The following is a 21,324-nucleotide window of genomic DNA, read 5'->3' on the forward strand; positions in this document are numbered from 1 at the left end:
TGACGGGTTCGCAGAAATGCCCGGATACCGGAAGCGCGCCACCGGCGCGGGTTCCGACTGCGGCATCGGCTCATGGCATTCCGCTCTTGCGCCGGTTGATCGTCGCGCGCCCGGGCCGAGGAAGTCATGAATGATGTAGTGCTCAAGCCCGGCAAGGAAAAATCCCTGCTGCGGCGTCATCCCTGGGTTTACGCCACGGCCGTGGCGCAGGTCGTTGGCAGGCCCCAGCCGGGCGACACCGTCCGCGTCGTCGACTGCCGCGGCGATTTTCTCGCCTGGGGCGCCTATAGCCCGGAATCCCAGATCCGAGTGCGTTGCTGGAGCTTCCGCGAGGAAGAGGGCATCGACGCAGCCTGGATGGCGGCGCGCGTGACCGAGGCGGTGGCCCGGCGCGCGAGCCTGGCAGGCCGGACCGACGCCGTCCGCCTGGTGTTCGGGGAGGGCGACTCCCTGCCCGGCTTCGTGGCCGACCGCTACGCCGATCAACTGGTGGTGCAATTCCTCGCCGCCGGGGTCGAGCGCTGGCGCGAGCCCTTGGTAGACGCCCTAGTCGCGGCCACGGGCTGCTTGAATGTCTATGAACGGTCCGATGCCGCGGCGCGCGAGCGCGACGGGCTGGCGGCGCGCACGGGCGTGCTGCGGGGCCGGCAGCCTCCGGCCGAGGTGGAAATCGTCGAGGACGGGGTGCGCTATGGCGTGGATGTGGTCAACGGCCACAAGACAGGCTTCTACCTGGACCAGCGCGAAAGCCGCCGGCTCGTGGCCGAGCTCGCGGCGCGGGTGGGGCCGTCGGCCACGGTGCTGAACTGTTTTTCCTATACCGGCGGGTTTTCGCTGGCCGCCTTGCGCGCTGGCGCAGCCCACGCCATTTCGGTGGACTCGTCGGCGGACGCCCTGGCCATGGCCGCACGCAATGCCGCCCGCAACGGGCTGCCTGAAGCGGCGTTCGAGTGCCGGGTCTCCAAGGTGGCCGATGCACAAAAGGCCCTGGCGGCCGAGGGACGGCAGTTCGACATCGTGGTGCTCGACCCGCCCAAGTTCGCGCCGTCGGTCCATCACGTGGACAAGGCCGCCCGTGCCTACAAGGACGTGAACCTGAAAGGCATGAAGCTCGTCAAGCCGGGCGGCTATCTCCTGACGTTTTCGTGCTCGGGGGCGGTCAGCGTAGACCTGTTCCAGAAAATCGTCGCGGGCGCCGTCATCGACTCCCGGGAGGACTTCGTCCTCCTGGAGCGGCTGGCAGCGGGCATGGACCACCCCATGCGCATGACGCACCCGGAGGGTGAGTACTTGAAAGGGCTGCTGCTGCAGCGGGTCTAAACAGCCATGGTCGCAATCGGTTACCAAAGGCGGGGGCCGAGCTTGAAATCCCCCACATCGGCCCCATTTCTTCGGCTTGCCGAAGGCATTTCGTGTTACACCGTCCGGTGTTTTGCCGATTTTGCGGCAACCGGGGGTTTGTCCGGGTTTGCCCGAGGCAAATGGCTTGTGCTGTAATCCGGCCCCGCTCGTTGGCCGGACGCAACAAGGAGTGATGCGTGGAGAATTTGGCCCGCGAGGCGATACGTGCCCAAGGGGCGCGAGTCACCGCGACCCGGGTGCACGTCTTGGCGACCCTGATGGAGGCGGCCAGCGCCCTGTCGCATCAGGAGCTGTTCGACCGCATTGGATCATCGGTTTCCGTCGACCGGGTCACGGTGTACCGGGTGCTGGAATGGCTGGTGCAGACCGGCCTGGCGCATCGCATTGCCGGAGAAGACCGTGTCTGGCGATTCAGCGTTGCGCGGCCGGGCGACGAAACGGGGCCGGACCATGCGCACCATCACCACGGCGAGCCGCATGGGCATTTCCAGTGCGACGTTTGCCGCCGCATGTATTGCATCGATGCGCCCGTGGGCATCCAGCAGAATCTCGACCGTTTGCCCGAGGGGTTCGAAGGCCGCGATGTGGAAATAGTAGTGCGCGGGCGGTGCCCGGCTTGTGTGCGCGCCGGCCGCAAGGCGGGCAACGGGCGCAACGCGCATTGAGGCGTCCATGGGGACGCATGTGCAAGGAGTTGTATAGATGAAGGCTGCGGACACTACACCGAAGCAGATTCCGGTAACTGTCCTGACGGGATTCCTGGGAGCAGGCAAGACGACGCTGCTCAATCGCATTCTCACCGAGCAGCACGGCCGCCGGATCGCGGTGATCGAGAACGAGTTCGGGCCTGAAGGCATCGACAATGATTTGTTGATCCAGGAGCGCGGCGAGCAGATCGTCGAGATGAACAACGGCTGCGTGTGCTGCACGGTGCGCGGCGACCTCGTGCGCATCCTGATCGACCTGAAGGACAAGCGCCGCCTCGGCGCGATCGACTTCGAACGGGTCATCATCGAGACCACCGGCATGGCCAATCCGGGGCCTGTTTGCCAGACCTTCTTCATGGAAGACGAGGTGGCCAGCCACTTCAGGCTGGACGCCGTGATCACGGTGGTGGATGCCAAGCACGGCATGCAGACCCTGGACGAGCAGCCCGAGGCGCTCAATCAGGTGGGGTTCGCCGATCGCCTGCTGGTTTCCAAGGTGGACCTGGTGAGCGATGCCGAGTACCAGGCGCTGCGCTCGCGCCTGGTGCGCATCAATCCGCGTGCGCCGATCACGCCGGTCAACTTCGGGCAGGTCGATCTCAAGGAAATCCTGGACATCAATGGCTTCAACCTGAACGCCATCCTGGACATCGATCCTGAGTTCTTGTCCGAAGAACATCCGGACGCCGCCGAGCATGGCCACGATCACGATCATGACCATGATCACGACCACGGTCATGGCCACGGTCATGGGCATGGCGAGCACTGCGCGGTGGAGGGTTGCAATGATCCCAGTCACCACCATGGCCATCATCACCATCACCACCACGACGACGCCATCGGGGCCTTCGTCTTCAAGTCGGACAAGCCGTTCGACCCGATGCTGCTGGAGGAATTCCTGGGCGGCGTGGTGCAGGTGTACGGAACGGATTTATTGCGGTACAAGGGTATCTTGTACATGAAGGGCGTGAACCGCCGCATGTTGTTCCAGGGCGTGCATATGCTCATGGGCGCCGACGCCGGGCGGCCGTGGGCGCCGGGCGAGAAACGCGGCAGCAAGATGGTGTTCATTGGCCGCAACCTGCCCCGCGACATATTCATGCACGGCCTGGAGCAATGCTTGGTGAATTAGCCCCCTCTAGGCGCTGACGCGCGCCCCCCAAGGGGGCGATGCGGACGGGGCCGGCGAAGCCGGATCCGCTGCATCCTGGACGGGGTGGGTGACTGTGCTGTGGGAATTGGACGGCTTTATCGATAGCGGAGCATTTTCATGGCAACAAAAGCGTCAAGCAAAACTTTGAGCGTTACTCAGGAGGACGCGTTGGAAAACGTGGTGACCAAGCCGGCTGGAGCCGTGCTCTCTGAAAAAGAGTTGTTGGCCATGCCCGAAGCCGACTACATGAACGAAGCCCAGCTCGCCTTCTTCAAGCACAGGCTGCAGGAAATCGAACGCGAACTGCTGCAGAACGCGGGCGAAACCACCGAGCACCTGCGGGAAACACCTTTCGTTCCCGATCCCGCGGACCGAGCCACGATCGAGGAAGAGCATGCGCTGGAGCTGCGCACCCGCGATCGTGAGCGCAAGCTGCTCAAGAAAGTGCAGCAGGCCCTGGCCCGCATCGAGTCGGGCGAATATGGTTGGTGCGAGGAAACCGGCGAGCCCATCGGCATTGCCCGCCTGCTGGCGCGGCCGACGGCCACCCTCTCGCTGGAGGCGCAGCAGCGCCGCGAGTTGCGGCAAAAGCTGTACGGCGACTGATCCGGGCGAGATGCAAGCCGGCGGCGCCCCTCGGGGGCGCCGTTTTTTTTGGGCCCTTGAAGAATCGCAGGTCCGGCCTCACTATCGTTAGAATCGCACGCGCCCCGCCGCGGGGCGCCGGCAATCGGCCCGGCGGGCCGCTCGTGCCGCCTTCTCCGGGCGGCTCACCAGGAACAGCATATGGAACAATTCCACGGCACGACCATCGTCAGCGTGCGTCGGGGCAACCGGGTTGCCCTCGGGGGAGACGGGCAAGTCACCCTGGGAAATATCGTCATGAAGGGCAGCGCCCGAAAAGTCCGGCGCCTGTACAAGGATTCGGTGCTGGCGGGCTTTGCCGGCGCCACGGCCGACGCGTTCACGTTGATTGAGCGCTTCGAAGGCAAGCTCGAGAAGCACCAGGGCCACCTGCTGCGGGCGGCGGTAGACCTGACGCGTGATTGGCGCACCGATCGGGTATTGCGCAGATTGGAGGCCATGCTGATCGTGGCCGACCGCGAGACGACGCTCGTGCTGACCGGAAACGGCGACGTGCTCGAGCCCGAGCACGGGCTGGCCGCGATCGGCTCGGGCGGTGCGTACGCCCAGGCGGCGGGGCTCGCCCTGTTGCAGAACACCGAGCTTGCGCCCGAGGAAATCGTCAGGAAGTCGCTGGCCATCGCAGGCGATCTTTGCATCTACACCAATCAGCATCACACCGTCGAGGTGTTGGAATGAACATGATGACGCCCGCTGAAATCGTCTCGGAACTGGACAAATACATCGTCGGCCAGGACCGCGCGAAGCGTTCGGTGGCGATCGCGTTGCGCAACCGGTGGCGGCGCCAGCAGGTGCCCGAACCGCTGCGGCATGAGATCCACCCCAAGAACATCTTGATGATCGGGCCCACGGGCGTGGGCAAGACCGAGATCGCGCGCAGGCTGGCCAAGCTGGCCGATGCGCCCTTCGTCAAGATCGAAGCCACCAAGTTCACGGAAGTGGGCTATGTCGGGCGCGATGTGGATACCATCATCCGCGACTTGGTCGAGGTCGCGGTCAAGCAGGTGCGGGAGGCTGAAATGCGGCGGGTGCGCACCCAGGCAGAGGATGCCGCCGAAGACCGCATTCTCGACGTGCTGGTGCCGCCTGCGCGCGACGCCTACGGCAACCCCCAGCGCGAGGAGAACTCCGCGCGACAGGTTTTCCGCAAGCGGTTGCGCGAGGGGCAGCTCGACGACAAGGAAATCGAAATCGAGGTTGCCCAGCCGGTGCCCCAGATGGAGATCATGTCTCCCCCGGGCATGGAAGAGATGACGGAACAAATCCGCAATATGTTCGCGGGGCTGGCGCAGGGCAAGAAGAAGGTGCGCAAGCTGCGCGTGAAGGAAGCCTTCAAGATGCTGGTCGAAGAGGAGGCCGGCCGGCGCGTGAACGAGGAAGACTTGCGCGCGAAGGCATTGGCCGCCGTGGAGCAGAACGGCATCGTGTTCCTCGACGAGATCGACAAGATCGCGACGCGTCAGGACGTGGCGGGTTCGGACGTCTCGCGCCAGGGCGTGCAGCGGGACCTGCTGCCGCTGGTGGAAGGTACCACCGTCAACACCAAGTACGGCATGGTTCGCACCGACCACATCCTGTTCATCGCGTCCGGCGCCTTCCATTTGTCGCGTCCGTCCGATTTGATCCCGGAGCTGCAGGGCCGCTTCCCGATACGGGTCGAGCTCGAGTCGCTCACGGCCAAGGATTTCGTCCGCATCCTGTCAGAAACGGATGCCTCGCTGGTCAAGCAATACACGGCGCTGCTGGCCACCGAAGGGGTGAAGCTCGAGTTCACCGAGGACGGCATCGAGCGGCTGGCCGAGCTGGCCTATGCCGTGAACGAGAAGACGGAAAACATCGGCGCACGCCGCCTCTACACGGTCATGGAAAAGCTGCTGGAGGATTTGTCGTTCGACGCGACCCGCCGCAGCGGCGAGGTGGTGCGTATCGACGCCGAATACGTGAACAAGCAGCTGGAAGAAACGGCCGCGCACCAGGACTTGGCGCGCTACGTGCTGTAGACAGTCCTGCACGCGGCCGGTGGGACGGCGCGCTGCTGCGCGCCGTTTTTTATTTCGGCTGGATGGCCGTGATGGTGTACTGGCCCTGGATCTTTTCCGCCGCGAACCGCACGGAGTCGCCGGGCTTGACCCGATTCAGCATGGCGGGGTCGGCGACTTTGAACACCAGGGTCATGGCGGGCAGCTGCAGGTTCGGGATGGGCCCGTGTTTGAGGGTGATCTTGCCTTGCGCGGCGTCAATGCGGCGTACCTCGCCTTCTGCGTTGAGCGCTTGCGCGAGCGCCGCGCCCGCGGCTAGCGCGAGTGCGCCGACCGTGGCAATGCGGGCGAGTAAACGTTTCACGGCATTCTCCTTTCTGCGATGAGCGGGACAAACGCTCGCTGATACGGCCAATGCTAACAGGGTTCCACCGCGGTGCCGGGCGTAGGCGGGCACGGGTTTCATGATCCGTGACAAACATCGACGCCTTCGGCCACGCGGCGACTGCCTATTCCGGGCGTGGCCAGCCCCTCCAGGATGGGGCAGTCCGGCCGGTCGTCGCCGTGGCAGTGCGAGGCCAGCTGTTCGAGCGTGGCTTTCATGGCCTGCAGGCCCTGGATTTTTTCTTCCAGTTCGGCGATGTGGTCGCAGGCCAAGCGCTTGACTTCCGCGCTTGGGCGCTCGCGGTCGTTCCACAAGGCAAGCAGCTTGGCGATCTGCGGGATGGAAAAGCCCAGATCGCGCGCGTTGCGTATGAACTGCAGCGTGTGCACGTCGCTCTGCCGGTAGAGGCGGTATCCGGCCTCGGTGCGGCGCGCCGGCGGGATCAGGCCGATGGCTTCGTAGTGACGGATCATTTTGGCCGATACGCCGGAGGCCGCAGCGGCCTGCCCGATATTCAGCATTTGCATGGACAGTCCTCCGTGTCGCTGGTTCGCCCGCGCGAAGCCCGTTCGTCGCCGGGCGGCGAATAGGCCAGGCCTCGCGCGAGGGACTCCCTGTCATCCTAAACCTTAACATCGTGGCAAGGTAAACGGCTGCCTTGCACCTGTCCTGCTCGGGCAAGGGATGTGGGAAAGCCTGTTGAAACCCTGTGGAAATGCAGGGGATATCCATGTGGAAAAGTTGTGGAGAAGGGTGTGGATGGGCTGTGGGCAAGCTGTGCGTTACCTGGGGAAAAGCGGTGGGTAAGCCGCGCGCACTTGTGGAGAAGCTGTGTAGAACGCTGTGGGCAAGCCTGGGGATAGCGACGGGATATCCTGTGGACGGATGCCCGGCCGTGCAGTGGCTACAATTGAAGATGTTTGTCCATTTTTCCCGGGCGCGCTGCCATGACCGACACCAACCAAGCCGATTCCACGTCTTCAGAACAGGGGCCGCTGGCCACGCTTACGCCGCAGGTCAAGGCCAGTGTGCTGGCCGAGGCCCTGCCCTACATCCGCCGCTTCCACGGCAAGACCATCGTCATCAAGTACGGCGGCAACGCCATGACGGAAGAGCGTCTCCAGCGCAGCTTCGCGCACGACGTGGTCCTGCTCAAGTTGGTGGGGCTGAATCCCATCGTGGTGCACGGCGGCGGCCCGCAGATCGACGATGCACTGCGGCGCGTGGGCAAGCAAGGCACCTTCGTGCAAGGCATGCGGGTGACCGACGCCGAGACCATGGAGGTGGTGGAGTGGGTACTGGGCGGACAGGTCCAGCAGGACATCGTGATGATGATCAATGAGTACGGCGGCAAGGCAGTCGGCCTGACCGGCAAGGACGGCGGCCTGATCCGCGCCCGCAAGATGCTCATGCCGGATAAAAACAACCCGGGCGCCCAGCTCGACCTGGGCTTCGTGGGCGAGATTGCGTCGATCGACCCATCCGTGGTCAAAGCCTTGCAGGACGACCAATTCATTCCCGTCATCTCGCCCATCGCCTACGGCGAAGACGGCATGGCGTACAACATCAACGCCGACCTGGTGGCCGGCAAGATCGCTGAAGTCATGCAGGCGGAAAAGCTGATCATGATGACCAACACGCCGGGCGTGCTGGACAAGAACGGCAATCTGCTGACCGGCCTGACGGCAGCCCAGATCGACGAGCTGTTCGCAGACGGCACGATTTCCGGCGGCATGCTGCCCAAGATCTCGTCGGCGCTCGAGGCGGCCAAGAGCGGCGTTCATTCGGTGCACATCGTCGATGGACGCGTCGAACACTGCCTGCTGCTGGAAATCCTGACCGCGCAAGGCGTGGGCACGATGATCCGCTCGCATTGATGGGCGGCCCTCACGCGCCTGCGCGCGCGAAGACGCTTTACGTCAGCGAGGTAGCCGCTGCGGTGACTGGCGTGCCGTCGGTCGCCTCGCCGCAGCGCAGGCAGGTTCGCAAGCCGCTCGGGCGGGTGCGGCTGGCGCGTCGCCCGGCCCGTTCGGAAAAGAACGGGCTGGTGTGGTTCTTCGACCTGGATAACACCCTGCACGATGCGTCCCACGCGATCTTCTCGCACATCGACCTCTCCATGACCGAGGCGGTCATGGAAACTTTGGATGTTTCGCGCGAGGAGGCCGATGCGCTGCGCAGGCGGTACTGGCAGCGGTATGGCGCGACACTGATCGGCATGGTCAAGCATCACGGCGTGTCGGCGGCGGAGTTTCTGCACCGCAGCCACAACTTTGACGTACGTCCGCTGGTGCGCACGGACAAAGACCTGCGTAACCGTTTGTCACGCCTACCGGGCCGCAAGGTGCTGCTGACCAATGCGCCGCACAACTACGCCCGCACGATCCTCAGCCATCTCGGCATCTTGCATTGCTTCGATGCGCTGTGGGCAGTCGAGGACATGTACTTCCATGGCGAGTTTCGGGTCAAACCGTCCACCGCCATGCTGCGCCACGTCATGGCCATGACCGGAGTAAGTCCTCACAATGCAGTCTTGGTGGAAGATACTTCCGCCAACCTGCGGGCGGCCCGGAAAGTCGGGATGCGGACCGTGCTCGTGCGCCATCCCGGCACGCCTTTTGCCAAGTCGCACCGAGGGCGTCCGCTTTTCATCGACCTTCAAGTAAACTCGGTCAGTCACTTGTTGTTACAGCGTCGCGCCCTGCGGCGCAGTTGACCGCGCCGGCCACGGTTGCGGACCTGCAAAGCGGGCGAACTCGTTTCTCTCCTTTGCACGGAAACCTATCGCGACATGGCCTCTAGCAAGTCAGGCGAGCGCAAGGCCCAGATCCTCCAGATGCTGGCCGAGATGCTCGAACATCCCAAAGGCGAACGAATCACCACCGCAGCCCTGGCAGCACGCTTGCAGGTTTCCGAGGCGGCCTTGTACCGGCATTTCGCGAGCAAAGCCCAGATGTTCGAGGGGCTCATCGAGTTCATCGAGAACTCGGTGTTCGGCCTGTTCAACGCCATTTCCGGTTCCGAGACCAGTGGCCTCATCCAGGCACGCAAGGCCATCCTGATGCTGCTCACCTTTGCCGAGCGCAACAAGGGCATGACCCGCGTGCTGATCGGCGATGCCTTGGTATCCGAGGACGAGCGGCTCCAAGAGCGCATGAACCAGTTCCTCGACCGCGTCGAGGCGTCGCTGCGGCAATGCCTGCGCAATGCGCTCGCCTTGAACGAGCTGCCGCCTACCGACGATATCCACGCACGTGCCAGCCTGATTCTGCACTTCATCCTGGGGCGGTGGCAACGGTACGCCAAGAGCGGCTGGAAAAAATCCCCCACCGAATTCATCGACGTGCAGATCCAGGTCATGTTGAGCTGAGCATCGCCGACGCCGCCTGTGCGTCTGCACGGGCGGACGCGGTACCATGCGCGTGCAGCGACGCGATGTCGAACTCAGGCCATGTAAAGGAAGGTATCGATGCGGAGATGGACTTTATTCGCGCTGTCGATGGCGCTCGCCGCGCCGGCTGGCGCGCAATCTGATTGCAGCAACCAGGCCAGCCAGGCCGGAATGAATGCTTGCGCCGAGCAGGCGCTCAAGCAGTCCGACGCTGAATTGAACAAGACCTACCGGGCCATCCTGGCCCGGCTGAAGGACGATAAGCCGCTCGCGCAGCGGCTCGTCTCCGCGCAGCGGGCATGGATTGCCTATCGCGATGCCGAGTGCCAGTTCTCGAGTTCGCTGGCCGAGGGCGGTTCGTCCTATTCCATGGTCCGGGCCATGTGCCTTGCGCAGCAAACCCGGGCCCGCACCGAGGCGTTGCAGGCGTACCTGAACTGCCAGGAGGGTGACCTGAGTTGTCCCGTGCCGGCTCCGTGACGCGTCGGTGACGGTTCCATGATGGTGTTGCTGGCCGCGGTCGTCGTGCTATTCGGCGCCTGGGGCGGGCTGGCCCTGGCTTACTGCACGGCGCTCGCGGGGCGGGTCCGTGCCGTCTCGCTCACAGCGTGGCTTCTCGTGTGGGCGGCTGCCCTGGCCGGCCTCGCGACGGGGTGGCACGCCGGGCTGGCACTCTTTGGCGTGGCGGCGATCGTCCTGCTGGCATGGTGGATGAGCCTGCGCCCCTCGAATGAGCGCGCCTGGATACCGGAGGTCGCCCGGCAGACGCACGGCGAGGTAGAGGGAGATCGCGTCACGCTGTACAACGTGCGCAACTTCACATGGCGCAGCCCCTCGGATTTCGATGAGCGCTGGGAGACGCGCACCTACGAGCTTTCGCGCATGCGTTCGCTCGACCTCGCCCTCTCGTATTGGGGGAGGCCTGCCATCGCCCATGCGATGTTGTCGTTTGGCTTCGACGACGGCCGGTACATCGTTTTCTCGGTCGAGATCCGCCGCAAGCAGGGCGACCAATTCTCTGAAATTGGCGGCTTCTTCCGGAACTATGAGCTGAGCGTGATTGCGGCGGACGAAGAAGACTGCCTGCGCGTGCGCACGAACGTGCGCGGGGAGGATGGGCACCTTTTCCGCATACACATGCCCCGCGAAGCCATGCGGTCTTTGTTCCTCGCCTATGTCGAGACTGCCAACGACCTCGTGCGCCGGCCCCGCTTCTACAACACGCTGACGGCCAATTGCACCACGCTGGTATTTCAGATGGCGCAGCGCATCGTGCCCGGTCTGCCGCTGGATTACCGGCTGATTTTCTCAGGTTACTTGCCGGAATACCTGTTCGAGCTCGGCGCCTTGCGCGGTGCGGATGACGTGACCGCCTACCGCAGCGCCGGCCGCTATACGGATCGGGCACGCCGGACAGCGGAAGGGGAGTCCTTCTCCCGCAACATCCGGCTCGGGGTGCCAGGCGTGGAGCCGTAACGGAGGGCTATCCGGCCGCGTGATGTCCGCACACGGGGCAGCCGGGGTCCCGGCTCACGCGCACCTCATGCCACTTCATGGCCAGCGCGTCCAGCATGAGCAGCCGCCCCGAAAGACTGGTTCCGGTACCGGTCACGATCTTGATGGCTTCGGCGGCCTGGGTCGAGCCGACGATGCCTACCAGCGGCGCAAAGACGCCCATCGTGGCGCAGTTGACTTCTTCCACGTCTTCGCCGTCGGGAAACAGGCAGTGATAACAGGGCGCGTCCTCGCGCCTGAGGTCGAATACGCTCACCTGGCCATCGAAACGGATCGCCGCACCCGAGACCAGTGGCTTGCGGTGGCGGACACAGGCCCGGTTGATGGCGTGGCGCGTGGCGAAGTTGTCGGTGCAGTCGAGCACCACGTCCGCCGCGGCCACCTGGGCGCCCAGGCTTTCGTCCACCAAGCGTTGCGTCAACGCGTGCACGGAGACGTCCGGATTGATGGCATTGAGCGTCTGTTTGCCTGACTCCGCCTTATACCTGCCTACCCGGTCAGTCGTGTGGAGGATTTGGCGCTGCAGGTTGGTGAGGTCGACCGTATCGTGGTCGGCCAGCACTAGGCTGCCCAGGCCCGCCGTGGCCAGGTAGAACGCCGCGGGAGAGCCCAGCCCTCCCGCGCCCACGATCAGCGCGCGCGCCTCGAGGAGGCGCTGCTGCCCTTCGATACCGATCTCGTCGAGCAGCACATGGCGCGAATAGCGCAGTAACTGCTCGTCGTTCACTTGGCCGGCGTCGGGGTGGGTTGCTCGGGAGCCGCGGGTTTCTTCGCGTCCTGGGTCGCTTCACGGGCCCGCTCGGACGGCGTCTTGTTGCGTTCTGCGAGCTCCGCGGCGTCCTTGGCGACTTCCTCGGCCTTGGCCAGCTGCACCGGCTTGCCGGCGAGCAGGTTCAAGGCCTGGGCGAGCTGGAAGTCCTCGGGACCACCGAACTCGATGGGCTTGACCGGCTTGCGCTGCGCCGCCTTGGCCGGGTCCTGCGGGGCGGACTTGGTTTCGCCGTCGGGATCCTTGTCGTTGAGCAGGTGCTTGGCGAGGTCCGCCTCGCGCGGGCGGTCGTAGAGATCGCCTTCGGGCGTGTCGGTGACCGGATAATCCGGCACGATGCCCTTGGCCTGAATGGACCGGCCGCTCGGGGTGTAGTAGCGCGAAGTCGTCAGCTTGATGGCCGACTCCCGGGAAATCGGCAGGATGACCTGCACCGAGCCCTTGCCGAAGGTCTGGGCCCCCAGCACCTTGGCCCGTTTCTGGTCTTGCAGGGCGCCGGCCACGATTTCCGAGGCCGAGGCCGAGCCGGCGTTGACCAGCACCACCATGGGCACGGTCTTGGTCCAGGCGGGCAGGCGCTTGATGTAATCCTCGCTGCCGCGCAGGTAGTCCGAGGGGACGGTCTTGTACTGGCGCTTGGCGTCGGGCGTGCGCCCGTCGGTGGAGACCACCAGGGTGTTCTGCGGGAGGAAGGCTGCCGACACCGCGATCGCACTATGCAGCAGGCCGCCCGGGTCGTTGCGCAAGTCCAGGATCAGGGCCTTCGGCGGGCCGTTCTTGCCCAGGCGCTCCAGGTGCGCCGCGAGGTCGGCGCCGGTCTGCTCCTGGAATTGGGCGATCCGGACGTAAGCCGTGTGGTCCTCCAGCATCTTGCTGCGCACGCTCTGGACCTTGATGATGTCGCGCTCGATGGTGACCACGATCGGCTGCGGTTCGTTCTTGCGTACCAGCGTGAGCGTGATCGAGGTCTTGGGCTTGCCGCGCATCAGCTTGACGGCGTCGTTGAGCAGCAGGCCCTTGGTGGACTTGTCGTCGATCTTGACGATGAGGTCGCCGGCCTTGACCCCGGCGCGCGCGGCCGGCGTGTCTTCGATGGGCGCAATCACTTTGACGAAGCCGTCTTCAGTGCCCACCTCGATGCCGAGGCCGCCAAACTCCCCCTGGGTGGCAGTCTGCATTTCCCGGTAGGCCTCGGCGTCCAAATAGGCCGAGTGGGGGTCGAGGTCGGACAGCATGCCGGCGATGGCACCGTCGATCAGCTTCTTGTCTTCGACGGGCTCGACGTAGTTGTTCTTGATCGTGGCGAAGACGGTCGAGAACTGCCGAAGCTCTTCGAGCGGCAAGGGGCCGCGGGTCTCTTTCTGCGCGACCGCCGTAATTCCCAGGCTGATCAGTACGCCGGCAACGATGCCCACGCTGACCAAGCCGAAACTGCGAACTTTACTCTTGCTGCCCATGTATTCCTCCGGGCCCGGGGCTGGATGTCGGTGTGTGAGTATGACACCCAGTGGGTCTCTCGGGTTCTCGTCGATTGTCGAAATGTGGTGTGCGTGCGCGCGGCGATCAGGATATCCGGGTCGGACGGCTCAGCGCAACGAGACCCACTTGAGCGGGTCGAACGGCGCGCCTCGGTGCCGCAATTCAAAGTATAGGCCTGATTCGGCCTGGCCTCCCGTGGCCCCCACCTGGGCGACGACGTCGCCGCTCTTGACGTCATCGCCGACGTGGCGCAGGACCGCCTGGTTATTGCCGTAAATCGACAAATACTGGCTGCCGTGGTCGATGATCAGCAGGTTGCCGAACCCCCGCAGCCAATCGGCGAACACCACTTTGCCGGCCGCCACCGCCCGGACCTCGGTGCCCTCGGGCGCCCGGATGAACACCCCCTTCCAGGTGCCGCCTTCGCCACGCGATGCGCCGAAACGGCCCACTACGTCGCCGGCGACGGGCAGGCGCAGGCGGCCACGCAGTTTCTCGAACTGGCCGGTGAGCGAGGGGTCGGGCACCAGGGTGTTGCGCGCGACGGCCTGCTCGGGCGGCGGCTCGGTGCGGGGAGGGGGCGGCTGGCCGGCTTCCCGCGCCGCCTGCTCGGCCGCCCGGCGGGCCTGCTCCGCGCGCCGCGCCTGTTCGGCCTTGCGCCGAGCCTCCTCGGCCTGCCGGGCCAGCATGCGCGTGAGATTGTCGATGACGCGGGACAGGCGCTTTTCGTCCCGCTCGAGGTTCGCCGCCTGGCGGCGTTGCGCCTGCAGCTTTGCGGCGATCTCGGCCAGCACCTTGCGTCGCTCTTCGGTCTGTTTGAGCAATTCCCGGCGCTGGTTGTTTTCTTCGGCGGCCAATTGTTCGAGCTCCGCCCGCTTGGCATCGGCCTGCGTGCGCATTTGGGCGAGCTGCTCGAGCTCGGCCTGAAGCTCGGTGACCGTCTTGGCGCGGGCCTGCGCGATGTAGCCCAGGTAGGCGAGATTGCGGTTCAGGTGTTGGGGGTCGTCACCTGAAAGCAGCGCCCCCCAGGGGGTGAGTCCGCCCGCTGCGTACTGGCGGCGCAGCAGGTCGGCCAGGTGGGCCTGTCGTTCCGACAGGTGCTTTTCCTTTTCGGCGATTGCCTGCTTCTGCCGCTCGAGCTCGGCATTGACCCGGCGCCGGGCGTTGTTGAGCTCGACCAGCCGCCGGTTGACCTTGGAGATGGCCTGTTCGGATTCTTTCAGCGCATCGGCCGCGTCGGCATGCTCTTCTTCCCCTTCGGCGATGTCCTTCTTGAGCGCCTCCAGGCGTTTGAGCACGGCCTCGCGCTCACGGGCAACCGCGGCCGGGTCGGCCGCCTTGGTTGCTGCCGCAGCCGCGGCGGGTTGCCAATGTGCCGCCGCGGGCAGGGCGATCATCAGGACCGCCGTGAGTCGCTTCACTGCTTCTGAGCCTTTCCTTGCGCGGCGACGGCGGCCATGGCGGCGGCGATTTCCTCGGCGTTGCCCAGGTAGTAATGGCGGATGGGCTTCAGGTCGTCATCCAGTTCGTAGACGAGCGGCTGTGCCGTCGGAATGTTCAGGCCCACGATGTCGTCGTCCGAAATGTTGTCCAGGTGCTTGATCAGCGCGCGCAGGCTGTTGCCATGGGCGGCGATCAGCACGCGCTTGCCGGCTTTGAGTGCAGGAACGATGTTTTCGTTCCAATACGGCACCACGCGGGCAACGGTGTCTTTCAGGCATTCGGTGGCGGGCAGCAGGGCCGGGTCGAGGTCGCGGTAGCGGGCATCGAAACGGGGATGGCGTTCATCGTCCGGCGACAGCGGGTCCGGCGCGATGGCGTACGCGCGGCGCCAGATCAGCACTTGCTCGTCGCCGAACTTGGCCGCGGTTTCCGCCTTGTTCAGCCCTTGCAGCGCGCCGTAGTGGCGCTCATTCAGGCGCCAGCTGTGTTCGACGGGGATGTACATGCGGTCGAGGGCGTCCAGCGTGATCCACAGCGTGCGGATGGCGCGGCGCAGCACCGACGTGAAGGCCAGGTCGAAGTCGTACCCTTGCTCCTTGAGCAGTTCGCCGGCTTTGCGGGCTTCTTCGCGGCCCTTGTCCGTCAGGTCCACATCGGTCCAGCCGGTGAAGCGGTTTTCTAGATTCCATTGGCTTTCGCCATGACGCATCAGTACGAGTTTGACCATGTTTGGAGGGCGCAGGCGCACTGCGCGTAAAGGTTGAATACAATCCGGCTGCCCGTGCCGTGAAACACGCGGGCTGGACAGCGCTCTCGGCTTGAAAAACGCCAGCCTGGCCCGACATTTTATAATCCTGCGGCATCGTCTTGGCCGCACGCCCGGGTTTCGCGTTCGCCCGGAAGCGAAAGGCCGGCGGCTATACAGCTTTTCCCGCCGCTTGCGAGTTCGTAAGCGTGCGTAACGCCCGCCCTCTTTTCAGGATCCGTCCGTGAAGTTCATCGTCGACAACATTCTTCTCATTGCACTGGCGCTCGTTTCTGGTGGCATGTTGCTGTGGCAGTCCCTGCGGAGCGGCAAAAGCAGCGGCTCCATCGGCCCGGCCGAAGCCACCGCCGCGGTCAATCAGCGCCACGCGATCTTCGTCGACGTGCGCTCGCCGGCCGAGTTCGCCGCGGGGCACATCGCCCAGTCCCGCAACGTCCCGGTTGCCGAGCTGGCGCAGAAGGCGGGCAGCCTTCCCAAGAATAAGCCGCTCATCCTGGTGGGCGCGACCGGCCGTGACGCCGCCAAGGCCCTGGCCCAGTTCAAGGCGCAGGGATTCGCCGAAGTAACCTGCCTGGCGGGCGGGATTGCGGGCTGGGTGCAGGCCGGCATGCCCATCAAGAAAGGATAGCGTGATGCAAAAGGTGCTGATGTATTCCACGGGGTATTGCCCCTACTGCATGCGCGCCGAAATGCTGCTCAAGCAGCGCGGCGTGGAGCAGATCGAGAAGGTGCGCATCGACGTCGAGCCCGAGCGGCGCAGCGAAATGATCGAACGCACCGGGCGGCGCACGGTGCCCCAGATATACATCGGCGACACGCACGTGGGCGGTTTCGACGACCTCGCCGCACTCGACCGTGCAGGAGGCCTGGTGCCGCTGCTCAACGGCGAGGCTGCGACGGGAGCCAATTGACCGATGATGTAGTAGCCGGGAGGTGCCCGGCGTGTTTTCATAGATGTACACGTATCGGCTCTGCGCGTACCGGGGGCCGGGTCCAGCCAGCAGGCTTTTCGTTTTCTGAATTTTTCCCATGTCCGACAACCAACAGCAACAAGCCCCCGTCTTCAACATCCAGCGCGTTTACCTGAAAGATCTCTCGCTCGAGCTGCCCAACGCACCCCAGATCTTTCTCGAAACCGAGCAGCCCGGCGTGGAGGTCGCCATCGACGTCGGCGCCCAGGCGCTGGCCGAGACCGTGTTCGAAGTGACCGTCACCGCGACCGTCACCACCAAGATCGGCGAAAAAGTGCTGTACCTGGTCGAAGGCAAGCAAGCGGGGATTTTCGAGCTGGCCAACATCCCGCTGGAGCAGCTCGATCCGATCCTGGGCATCGCCTGCCCGGGCATCATCTATCCCTACCTGCGCAGCAACATTGCCGATGCGATCACGCGCGCCTCGATGGCGCCCCTGCACCTGGCCGAGGTGAACTTCCAGGCCATCTATGAACAGCGCCTGGCCCAGGCGGCCGCCGAGCAGAAGGTGGCCCAGGCCGGCAACAGCAGCGGGCTGATCCTGCCGACCGGCCTCGGCGAGAAGCACTGACCGGCCGAGCCATGGCGGAAACGACGGCCCCGGAAGTGCAGGTCGCCGTCCTAGGGGCGGGCAGCTGGGGGACGGCCTTGGCCGCCGCGTGCGCCCGCAGCCATCCCACCTTGTTGTGGGCGCGCCGCCCGGAGCTGGCGCGCCGCATCGCCGACACCCGCGAGAATGCTGATTACCTGCCGGGCATCGCATTGCCTGCGTCGCTGCGTACCACGGCCGACATGGGCGAGGTCTTCGACCATTTGCGGGAGGGAGCCCGGCCGCTGCTGATCCTCGGCGTGCCGGTGGCAGGCATGGAGCAGGCCTGCCGCGACGTGGCGGCAGGCGCAGCCCGTTGCGGGATGCGGGACCTCGCCGTCGTGTGGACGTGCAAGGGGCTGGATGCGCAAACGGGGCGGTTGCCGCATGCCATCGCCGAGGCGGTATTCGCCGGCTCGCAGGGGATCTCGACCGGCGTGTTGTCCGGACCGTCTTTCGCGCGCGAGGTGGCCCAGGGGTTGCCCGTGGCGCTTACCGTCGCGAGCACTAGCATCGAACTGCGGGATCGCGTCACCGACGCCTTGCACGGTGGCGCCATACGCGTCTATGCCAGCGAGGACGTGGTCGGCGTGGAAGTGGGCGGGGCAGTCAAGAACATCATGGCCATCGCGTGCGGCATCGGCGACGGCCTTGGCATGGGCGCCAACGCCCGTGCCGCGCTCATCACCCGGGGCCTTGCCGAGATCACCCGCTTAGGCGTGGCTCTCGGCGCGCAGGCCGACACTTTCTCCGGATTGACCGGCCTGGGCGACTTGATCCTTACCGCCACCGGCGATTTATCCCGCAATCGCCGCGTCGGCCTGGAAATCGGCAAGGGCCGCGCCCTGGACGAGATTCTTGGCGACATGACCCAGGTGGCCGAGGGAGTGCGCTGCGCGACGGCCGTACGCGAGCTGGCGCATCGCCACGGCATCGAGATGCCGATCACCGAGGCCGTATGCGCAGTGTTGTTCGAGCAGGTGGCGCCGGCCGAGGCCGTTTCGCGCTTGCTTGCCCGCGATCCCAAGTCGGAAGCCGATTCCGCGCGTGCCGATGGAGCGCGGGATGTAGGCGCCCAGACATGAAGCAGGTCCATCTGATGAGCAATGAAATGAAGGCGGTGTGCGTATACTGTGGCGCGAGCACGGGGAATGACCCGATCTACGCCGAAGTGGCGCAGCAATTCGGCCGGACGCTGGCCCGGAGGGGGCTTCGCCTGGTGTATGGTGGCGGCAGCGTCGGCCTGATGGGGCATGTCGCGAATGCCGCGCTCGAAGCCAAGGGGGCGGTCACAGGCGTCATACCCGAGCGCCTGTGGGAGCGGGAAGTCGGCCACAAGGGCTTGTCGGAGATGTTCGTCGTGCCTACCATGCACGCTCGGAAGGCGCGCATGGTCGAACTCTCGGATGCCTTTGTCGCCTTGCCGGGTGGGTTCGGAACCCTCGACGAGCTCTTCGAAGTCCTGACCTGGCAGCAGCTCGGTTATCACACCAAGCCGGTGGGGTTGCTGAACGCCAACGGCTACTACGATGCATTACTCGCATTTGCGCGGCACGCCCATGAGCAGGGCTTCGTGCGCGCGGTGCACCTCGACGCATTGATCGTCGATACCGATATCGACCGCTTGCTGGACCGACTGGCCGCTGCGCAGCCGGTACAAGTGGACCGGTGGGCCAAGAACAGCGAGGCGGTTTGAAGCAGCACCCCCTTTGCATCACGATTACTAATACGGAGATATCCATGCTCTTTCCCGCTTTCCCTGCGTCGGCCATGCGCCGCCGCCTCTTGGGCGCCGCCGCGGCCGCGGTCGCCGGCATCGTCGCCAATCCCGTGGTAGCCGCCCAGCAAGGCGATTGGCCGAGCCGGCCCATCAAGCTGGTCGTGCCTTTCCCCGCCGGTTCCTCGCCCGACATCATCGCGCGCGTGATCGCCCAGCCCTTGAGCAAGCAGCTGGGCCAGGCCATCGTCATCGACAACAAGCCGGGTGCAGGGGGCAACATCGGCACCGGCACGGTGGCGCACTCGGCTCCCGACGGCTACACGATGCTCTTCACCATCAATGGGCCGCTCGCAACGGCTCCGGCGCTGTACTCCAAGCTCAACTACGACCCGCTCAAAGACCTGGCCCCGGTTACCTTGGTGGCTACCAGCCCCAACGTGCTCGTCGTGCCGCCGTCGCTGAACGTCAATTCCGTGCGCGACTTCATCAACTTGGCCAAGAAGGAGCCGGGCAAGTTGAATTACGGGTCGGTCGGCGCGGGCAGCTCCGCACACCTGGCCATGGAACTGCTCAAGGGCAAAGAAGGGTTGGACCTCCTGCACGTGCCGTACGCCGGCTTCCCGCAAGTGGTGACGGCGATGCTGGGCGGTCAAGTGCAGGCCGGGTTCATGGTGCCCGCCATCGCCATGCCCCAGGTGCGCGACGGCAAGATCAAGGCCTTGGCAGTGACCAGTACCAAGCGTAGCCCGGCGTTGCCCGACCTACCCACCATGGCCGAGCAGGGCGTGCCCGACTTCGAAGTCATTTCCTGGCAAGCCATCCTGATGCCGGCCGGCACCCCGCAGCCCATCATCGACCGGCTGAACAAGGAGTTGGTGCAGATCATCAAGGACGAAGAAGTACAAAAGCAATTGACCGCCCAGTACTTCACGGCTGCACCGACTACGCCGGAAGGGTTGACTGCGCTGATCAAGAAGGAACAGCAGGTGCTGGGCGCGGTCATCAAGCGCTTGAACCTGACGCTGGATTAATCGAAAAAGCAGGCCCGCGCCTTCCCTGAAGTACGCGGGCAGGTGCCCGCTGCCTCGGCCCAGCCATTTGCCGCGGCGCGGGAACCTACGCGGGGCTCCGTAGAGCCCTACGCATGCAGGCGGGCAGCCGCGCGATCCGCGCCTTCCCGCAGTGCCGCCAGCTTCATCCAGGTCACGGCCGGATCGATCTTGCCGTAGTTGGCAAAGGTGCCGAAGCCGCAGTCAGTGCTCGCGATGACGCGCTCTTCGCCCATGAAGCGCACGTAGCGCTCTATTCGCTGGCGTATGAGCTCCGGGTGTTCGACGTAGTTGGAGCAACTGTCGATGAGGCCGGGCGCCAGGATCTTGTCCTTCGGCTTGGCGTCACGCCAAATCTCCCATTCGTGTTCATGACGAGGGTTGGCCGCCTCGAATAGCAGCGTCATGGGCCGGGCGGCCAAGACGATGTCGATGACTTTTTCCAATGGGATGTCGCAGTGATGCGGCCCCTCATAATTGCCCCAGCAGATATGCATGCGGAGCTTCTCCGGGGGGATGCCGCGGGTAGCTGCATTAAGCGCTTCGACGTTTTGCCTGGCGCGTTCGAGGAATTCTTTTTCGCTCAGGGCTTGGTAGCCCGTATGCGCCGCCATGGCGAGATCCGGACAATCTAGCTGCAGGTCGAAGCCGGCCGCGACGATGGCTTCGTATTCCGGCCGCATCGCATCGACGAGATCGGCCAGATAGGCTTCGTGGGTGGGGTAATACTTATTGGGCTGGAATGCGGTCACCAGGCCGGGCGATGCGGCGTTCATGAAAGCCCGGCGGCCTTGGCCGTGGCGCTCGAGCGCCGACTTGAAGCGGCGGATGTCCGCATGGCAGGGCTCCAGGGTGCGCAGCTTGACCGGGCCGATACATGCGGCCCGCACGAATTCCTGTGACCCCATGATGGCCGTGAGCTTTTTCCTCAGGTCGGGAAGGTCGGCGAGGTCCTTCGCCGGCATGCGGTCGATGTGGCCGCCGAAGCCTTCCAGGCGCTGGGTAATGTAAGTGGCGTAGCCGACCTTGCCGAGTTCTCCGTCGCTCATGATGTCGACGCCGGCTTCGACCTGCTTGCGTACGGCATCGTCGATCGCGGCCTGGACGGTGCGCTCGAAATGTTCGGTATCGACTTCTTCCCCGTGGTCGAGCGCAAGCAGCAGACGCGCGAGTTCGTCGCCGCGGGGAAGACTGCCGACGTGGGTGGTCAGAATCGCCATATATCCTCCTTTTTCTGGTCAGGCGGCAGAGCCGCCCCTGCGAGGTGCGATCCGAGCGCACCCGTCTCCTCATCTAGGCACGTATATGTTAGCGGCCCCGCGCCGGCGCGCTATACCCCACCGGCGTAGCCCGCCTGCCGCCAGGCTTCGAAGACGACGACGGCCACGGAATTGGACAAAT

The 21,324-nt window shown here is 64.9% G+C and carries 24 protein-coding genes; 17 read left to right on the forward strand and 7 right to left on the reverse strand.

Translation table 11 applies throughout. The features are described from left to right. The first annotated feature begins 126 nt into the window (after positions 1–126). The 6 genes from Q0319_RS17735 to hslU all read left to right on the forward strand — a co-directional run bounded on the left by Q0319_RS17735 (position 127) and on the right by hslU (position 5,867). Entirely contained in the window at positions 127–1,320 is a 1,194-nt protein-coding gene (locus Q0319_RS17735) for a class I SAM-dependent rRNA methyltransferase (RefSeq protein ID WP_299454843.1), read from the forward strand. A 218-nt stretch (positions 1,321–1,538) separates the two neighbouring features. Then, complete coding sequence (locus tag Q0319_RS17740; protein ID WP_299454844.1) at positions 1,539–2,027, forward strand: transcriptional repressor; 489 nt, start codon at positions 1,539–1,541, stop codon at positions 2,025–2,027. A 37-nt stretch (positions 2,028–2,064) separates the two neighbouring features. Next, the gene (locus tag Q0319_RS17745) at positions 2,065–3,201 is read left to right on the forward strand and encodes a GTP-binding protein (protein ID WP_296463350.1); all 1,137 of its coding nucleotides are present in this window, start codon (positions 2,065–2,067) and stop codon (positions 3,199–3,201) included. A gap of 249 nt (positions 3,202–3,450) precedes the next feature. Beyond that, positions 3,451–3,828 carry an RNA polymerase-binding protein DksA gene (dksA, locus tag Q0319_RS17750; RefSeq protein ID WP_296463401.1) on the forward strand — a complete coding sequence of 126 codons (378 nt, stop codon included), beginning with the start codon at positions 3,451–3,453 and terminating at the stop codon, positions 3,826–3,828. A gap of 180 nt (positions 3,829–4,008) precedes the next feature. Further along, complete coding sequence (gene hslV, locus Q0319_RS17755; protein WP_296463348.1) at positions 4,009–4,545, forward strand: ATP-dependent protease subunit HslV; 537 nt, start codon at positions 4,009–4,011, stop codon at positions 4,543–4,545. 5 nt (positions 4,546–4,550) lie between these two features. Then, positions 4,551–5,867, forward strand: a complete 1,317-nt coding sequence (gene hslU / locus Q0319_RS17760) for an ATP-dependent protease ATPase subunit HslU (RefSeq protein ID WP_296463399.1) — start codon at positions 4,551–4,553, stop codon at positions 5,865–5,867. 49 nt (positions 5,868–5,916) lie between these two features. Here hslU and Q0319_RS17765 read toward each other — a convergent pair whose 3' ends face one another. Then, entirely contained in the window at positions 5,917–6,210 is a 294-nt protein-coding gene (locus tag Q0319_RS17765) for a copper-binding protein (protein WP_296463346.1), read from the reverse strand. Between the two features lie 98 nt (positions 6,211–6,308). Next, the gene (gene cueR / locus Q0319_RS17770; RefSeq protein ID WP_296463398.1) at positions 6,309–6,749 is read right to left on the reverse strand and encodes a Cu(I)-responsive transcriptional regulator; all 441 of its coding nucleotides are present in this window, start codon (positions 6,747–6,749) and stop codon (positions 6,309–6,311) included. A 429-nt stretch (positions 6,750–7,178) separates the two neighbouring features. Here cueR and argB point away from each other — a divergent pair, with 429 nt between their 5' ends. From argB to Q0319_RS17795, 5 genes are all read left to right on the forward strand, one after another. Then, on the forward strand, positions 7,179–8,108 hold the full coding sequence (argB, locus tag Q0319_RS17775) for an acetylglutamate kinase (RefSeq protein ID WP_296463343.1): 930 nt from the start codon (positions 7,179–7,181) through the stop codon (positions 8,106–8,108). Then, positions 8,108–8,947: a pyrimidine 5'-nucleotidase gene (locus Q0319_RS17780; protein ID WP_296463340.1), complete on the forward strand. Its 840-nt coding sequence runs from the start codon at positions 8,108–8,110 to the stop codon at positions 8,945–8,947. The genes argB and Q0319_RS17780 overlap by 1 nt, the downstream gene beginning before the upstream one ends. A gap of 75 nt (positions 8,948–9,022) precedes the next feature. Beyond that, a complete protein-coding gene (slmA, locus tag Q0319_RS17785) occupies positions 9,023–9,601 on the forward strand; it encodes a nucleoid occlusion factor SlmA (protein WP_296463339.1) in 579 nt (192 codons plus the stop codon). Positions 9,602–9,700: 99 nt separating this feature from the next. Next, on the forward strand, positions 9,701–10,102 hold the full coding sequence (locus Q0319_RS17790) for a lysozyme inhibitor LprI family protein (protein WP_296463337.1): 402 nt from the start codon (positions 9,701–9,703) through the stop codon (positions 10,100–10,102). An 18-nt stretch (positions 10,103–10,120) separates the two neighbouring features. Further along, entirely contained in the window at positions 10,121–11,098 is a 978-nt protein-coding gene (locus Q0319_RS17795) for a DUF4105 domain-containing protein (RefSeq protein ID WP_296463335.1), read from the forward strand. A gap of 7 nt (positions 11,099–11,105) precedes the next feature. Here Q0319_RS17795 and moeB read toward each other — a convergent pair whose 3' ends face one another. From moeB to gpmA, 4 genes are all read right to left on the reverse strand, one after another. Then, entirely contained in the window at positions 11,106–11,864 is a 759-nt protein-coding gene (gene moeB, locus Q0319_RS17800; RefSeq protein ID WP_296463333.1) for a molybdopterin-synthase adenylyltransferase MoeB, read from the reverse strand. Then, complete coding sequence (locus Q0319_RS17805) at positions 11,861–13,363, reverse strand: S41 family peptidase (protein WP_299454846.1); 1,503 nt, start codon at positions 13,361–13,363, stop codon at positions 11,861–11,863. Before Q0319_RS17805 ends, moeB begins: the two co-directional genes overlap by 4 nt. A gap of 129 nt (positions 13,364–13,492) precedes the next feature. Continuing rightward, complete coding sequence (locus Q0319_RS17810) at positions 13,493–14,806, reverse strand: peptidoglycan DD-metalloendopeptidase family protein (protein WP_299454848.1); 1,314 nt, start codon at positions 14,804–14,806, stop codon at positions 13,493–13,495. Beyond that, positions 14,803–15,555: a 2,3-diphosphoglycerate-dependent phosphoglycerate mutase gene (gene gpmA, locus Q0319_RS17815; RefSeq protein WP_299454850.1), complete on the reverse strand. Its 753-nt coding sequence runs from the start codon at positions 15,553–15,555 to the stop codon at positions 14,803–14,805. Before gpmA ends, Q0319_RS17810 begins: the two co-directional genes overlap by 4 nt. 262 nt (positions 15,556–15,817) lie before the next feature. On the opposite strand from gpmA, the gene Q0319_RS17820 reads away from it, so the two are divergent. The 6 genes from Q0319_RS17820 (at position 15,818) to Q0319_RS17845 (ending at position 19,905) form a co-directional block, all read left to right on the forward strand. After that, entirely contained in the window at positions 15,818–16,222 is a 405-nt protein-coding gene (locus Q0319_RS17820) for a rhodanese-like domain-containing protein (RefSeq protein ID WP_299454852.1), read from the forward strand. A gap of 4 nt (positions 16,223–16,226) precedes the next feature. Further along, on the forward strand, positions 16,227–16,505 hold the full coding sequence (gene grxC, locus Q0319_RS17825; protein WP_296467906.1) for a glutaredoxin 3: 279 nt from the start codon (positions 16,227–16,229) through the stop codon (positions 16,503–16,505). Positions 16,506–16,623: 118 nt separating this feature from the next. Beyond that, complete coding sequence (gene secB / locus Q0319_RS17830) at positions 16,624–17,136, forward strand: protein-export chaperone SecB (RefSeq protein ID WP_296467909.1); 513 nt, start codon at positions 16,624–16,626, stop codon at positions 17,134–17,136. An 11-nt stretch (positions 17,137–17,147) separates the two neighbouring features. Next, positions 17,148–18,239: an NAD(P)H-dependent glycerol-3-phosphate dehydrogenase gene (locus tag Q0319_RS17835; RefSeq protein WP_299454854.1), complete on the forward strand. Its 1,092-nt coding sequence runs from the start codon at positions 17,148–17,150 to the stop codon at positions 18,237–18,239. A gap of 26 nt (positions 18,240–18,265) precedes the next feature. After that, positions 18,266–18,850 (forward strand): TIGR00730 family Rossman fold protein, encoded by a 585-nt coding sequence (locus Q0319_RS17840; protein ID WP_296467930.1) that lies wholly within the window; start codon positions 18,266–18,268, stop codon positions 18,848–18,850. 44 nt (positions 18,851–18,894) lie between these two features. Then, positions 18,895–19,905, forward strand: a complete 1,011-nt coding sequence (locus tag Q0319_RS17845; protein WP_296467913.1) for a tripartite tricarboxylate transporter substrate binding protein — start codon at positions 18,895–18,897, stop codon at positions 19,903–19,905. A gap of 107 nt (positions 19,906–20,012) precedes the next feature. On the opposite strand, the gene Q0319_RS17850 is transcribed toward Q0319_RS17845, so the two are convergent. Continuing rightward, positions 20,013–21,143 (reverse strand): cobalamin-independent methionine synthase II family protein, encoded by a 1,131-nt coding sequence (locus tag Q0319_RS17850; protein WP_296467915.1) that lies wholly within the window; start codon positions 21,141–21,143, stop codon positions 20,013–20,015. Between the last annotated feature and the right edge of the window lie 181 nt (positions 21,144–21,324).

It is taken from the genome of uncultured Pigmentiphaga sp. (assembly GCF_937950555.1).
In the GTDB taxonomy this organism is placed as follows: Bacteria; Pseudomonadota; Gammaproteobacteria; order Burkholderiales; family Burkholderiaceae_B; genus Pigmentiphaga.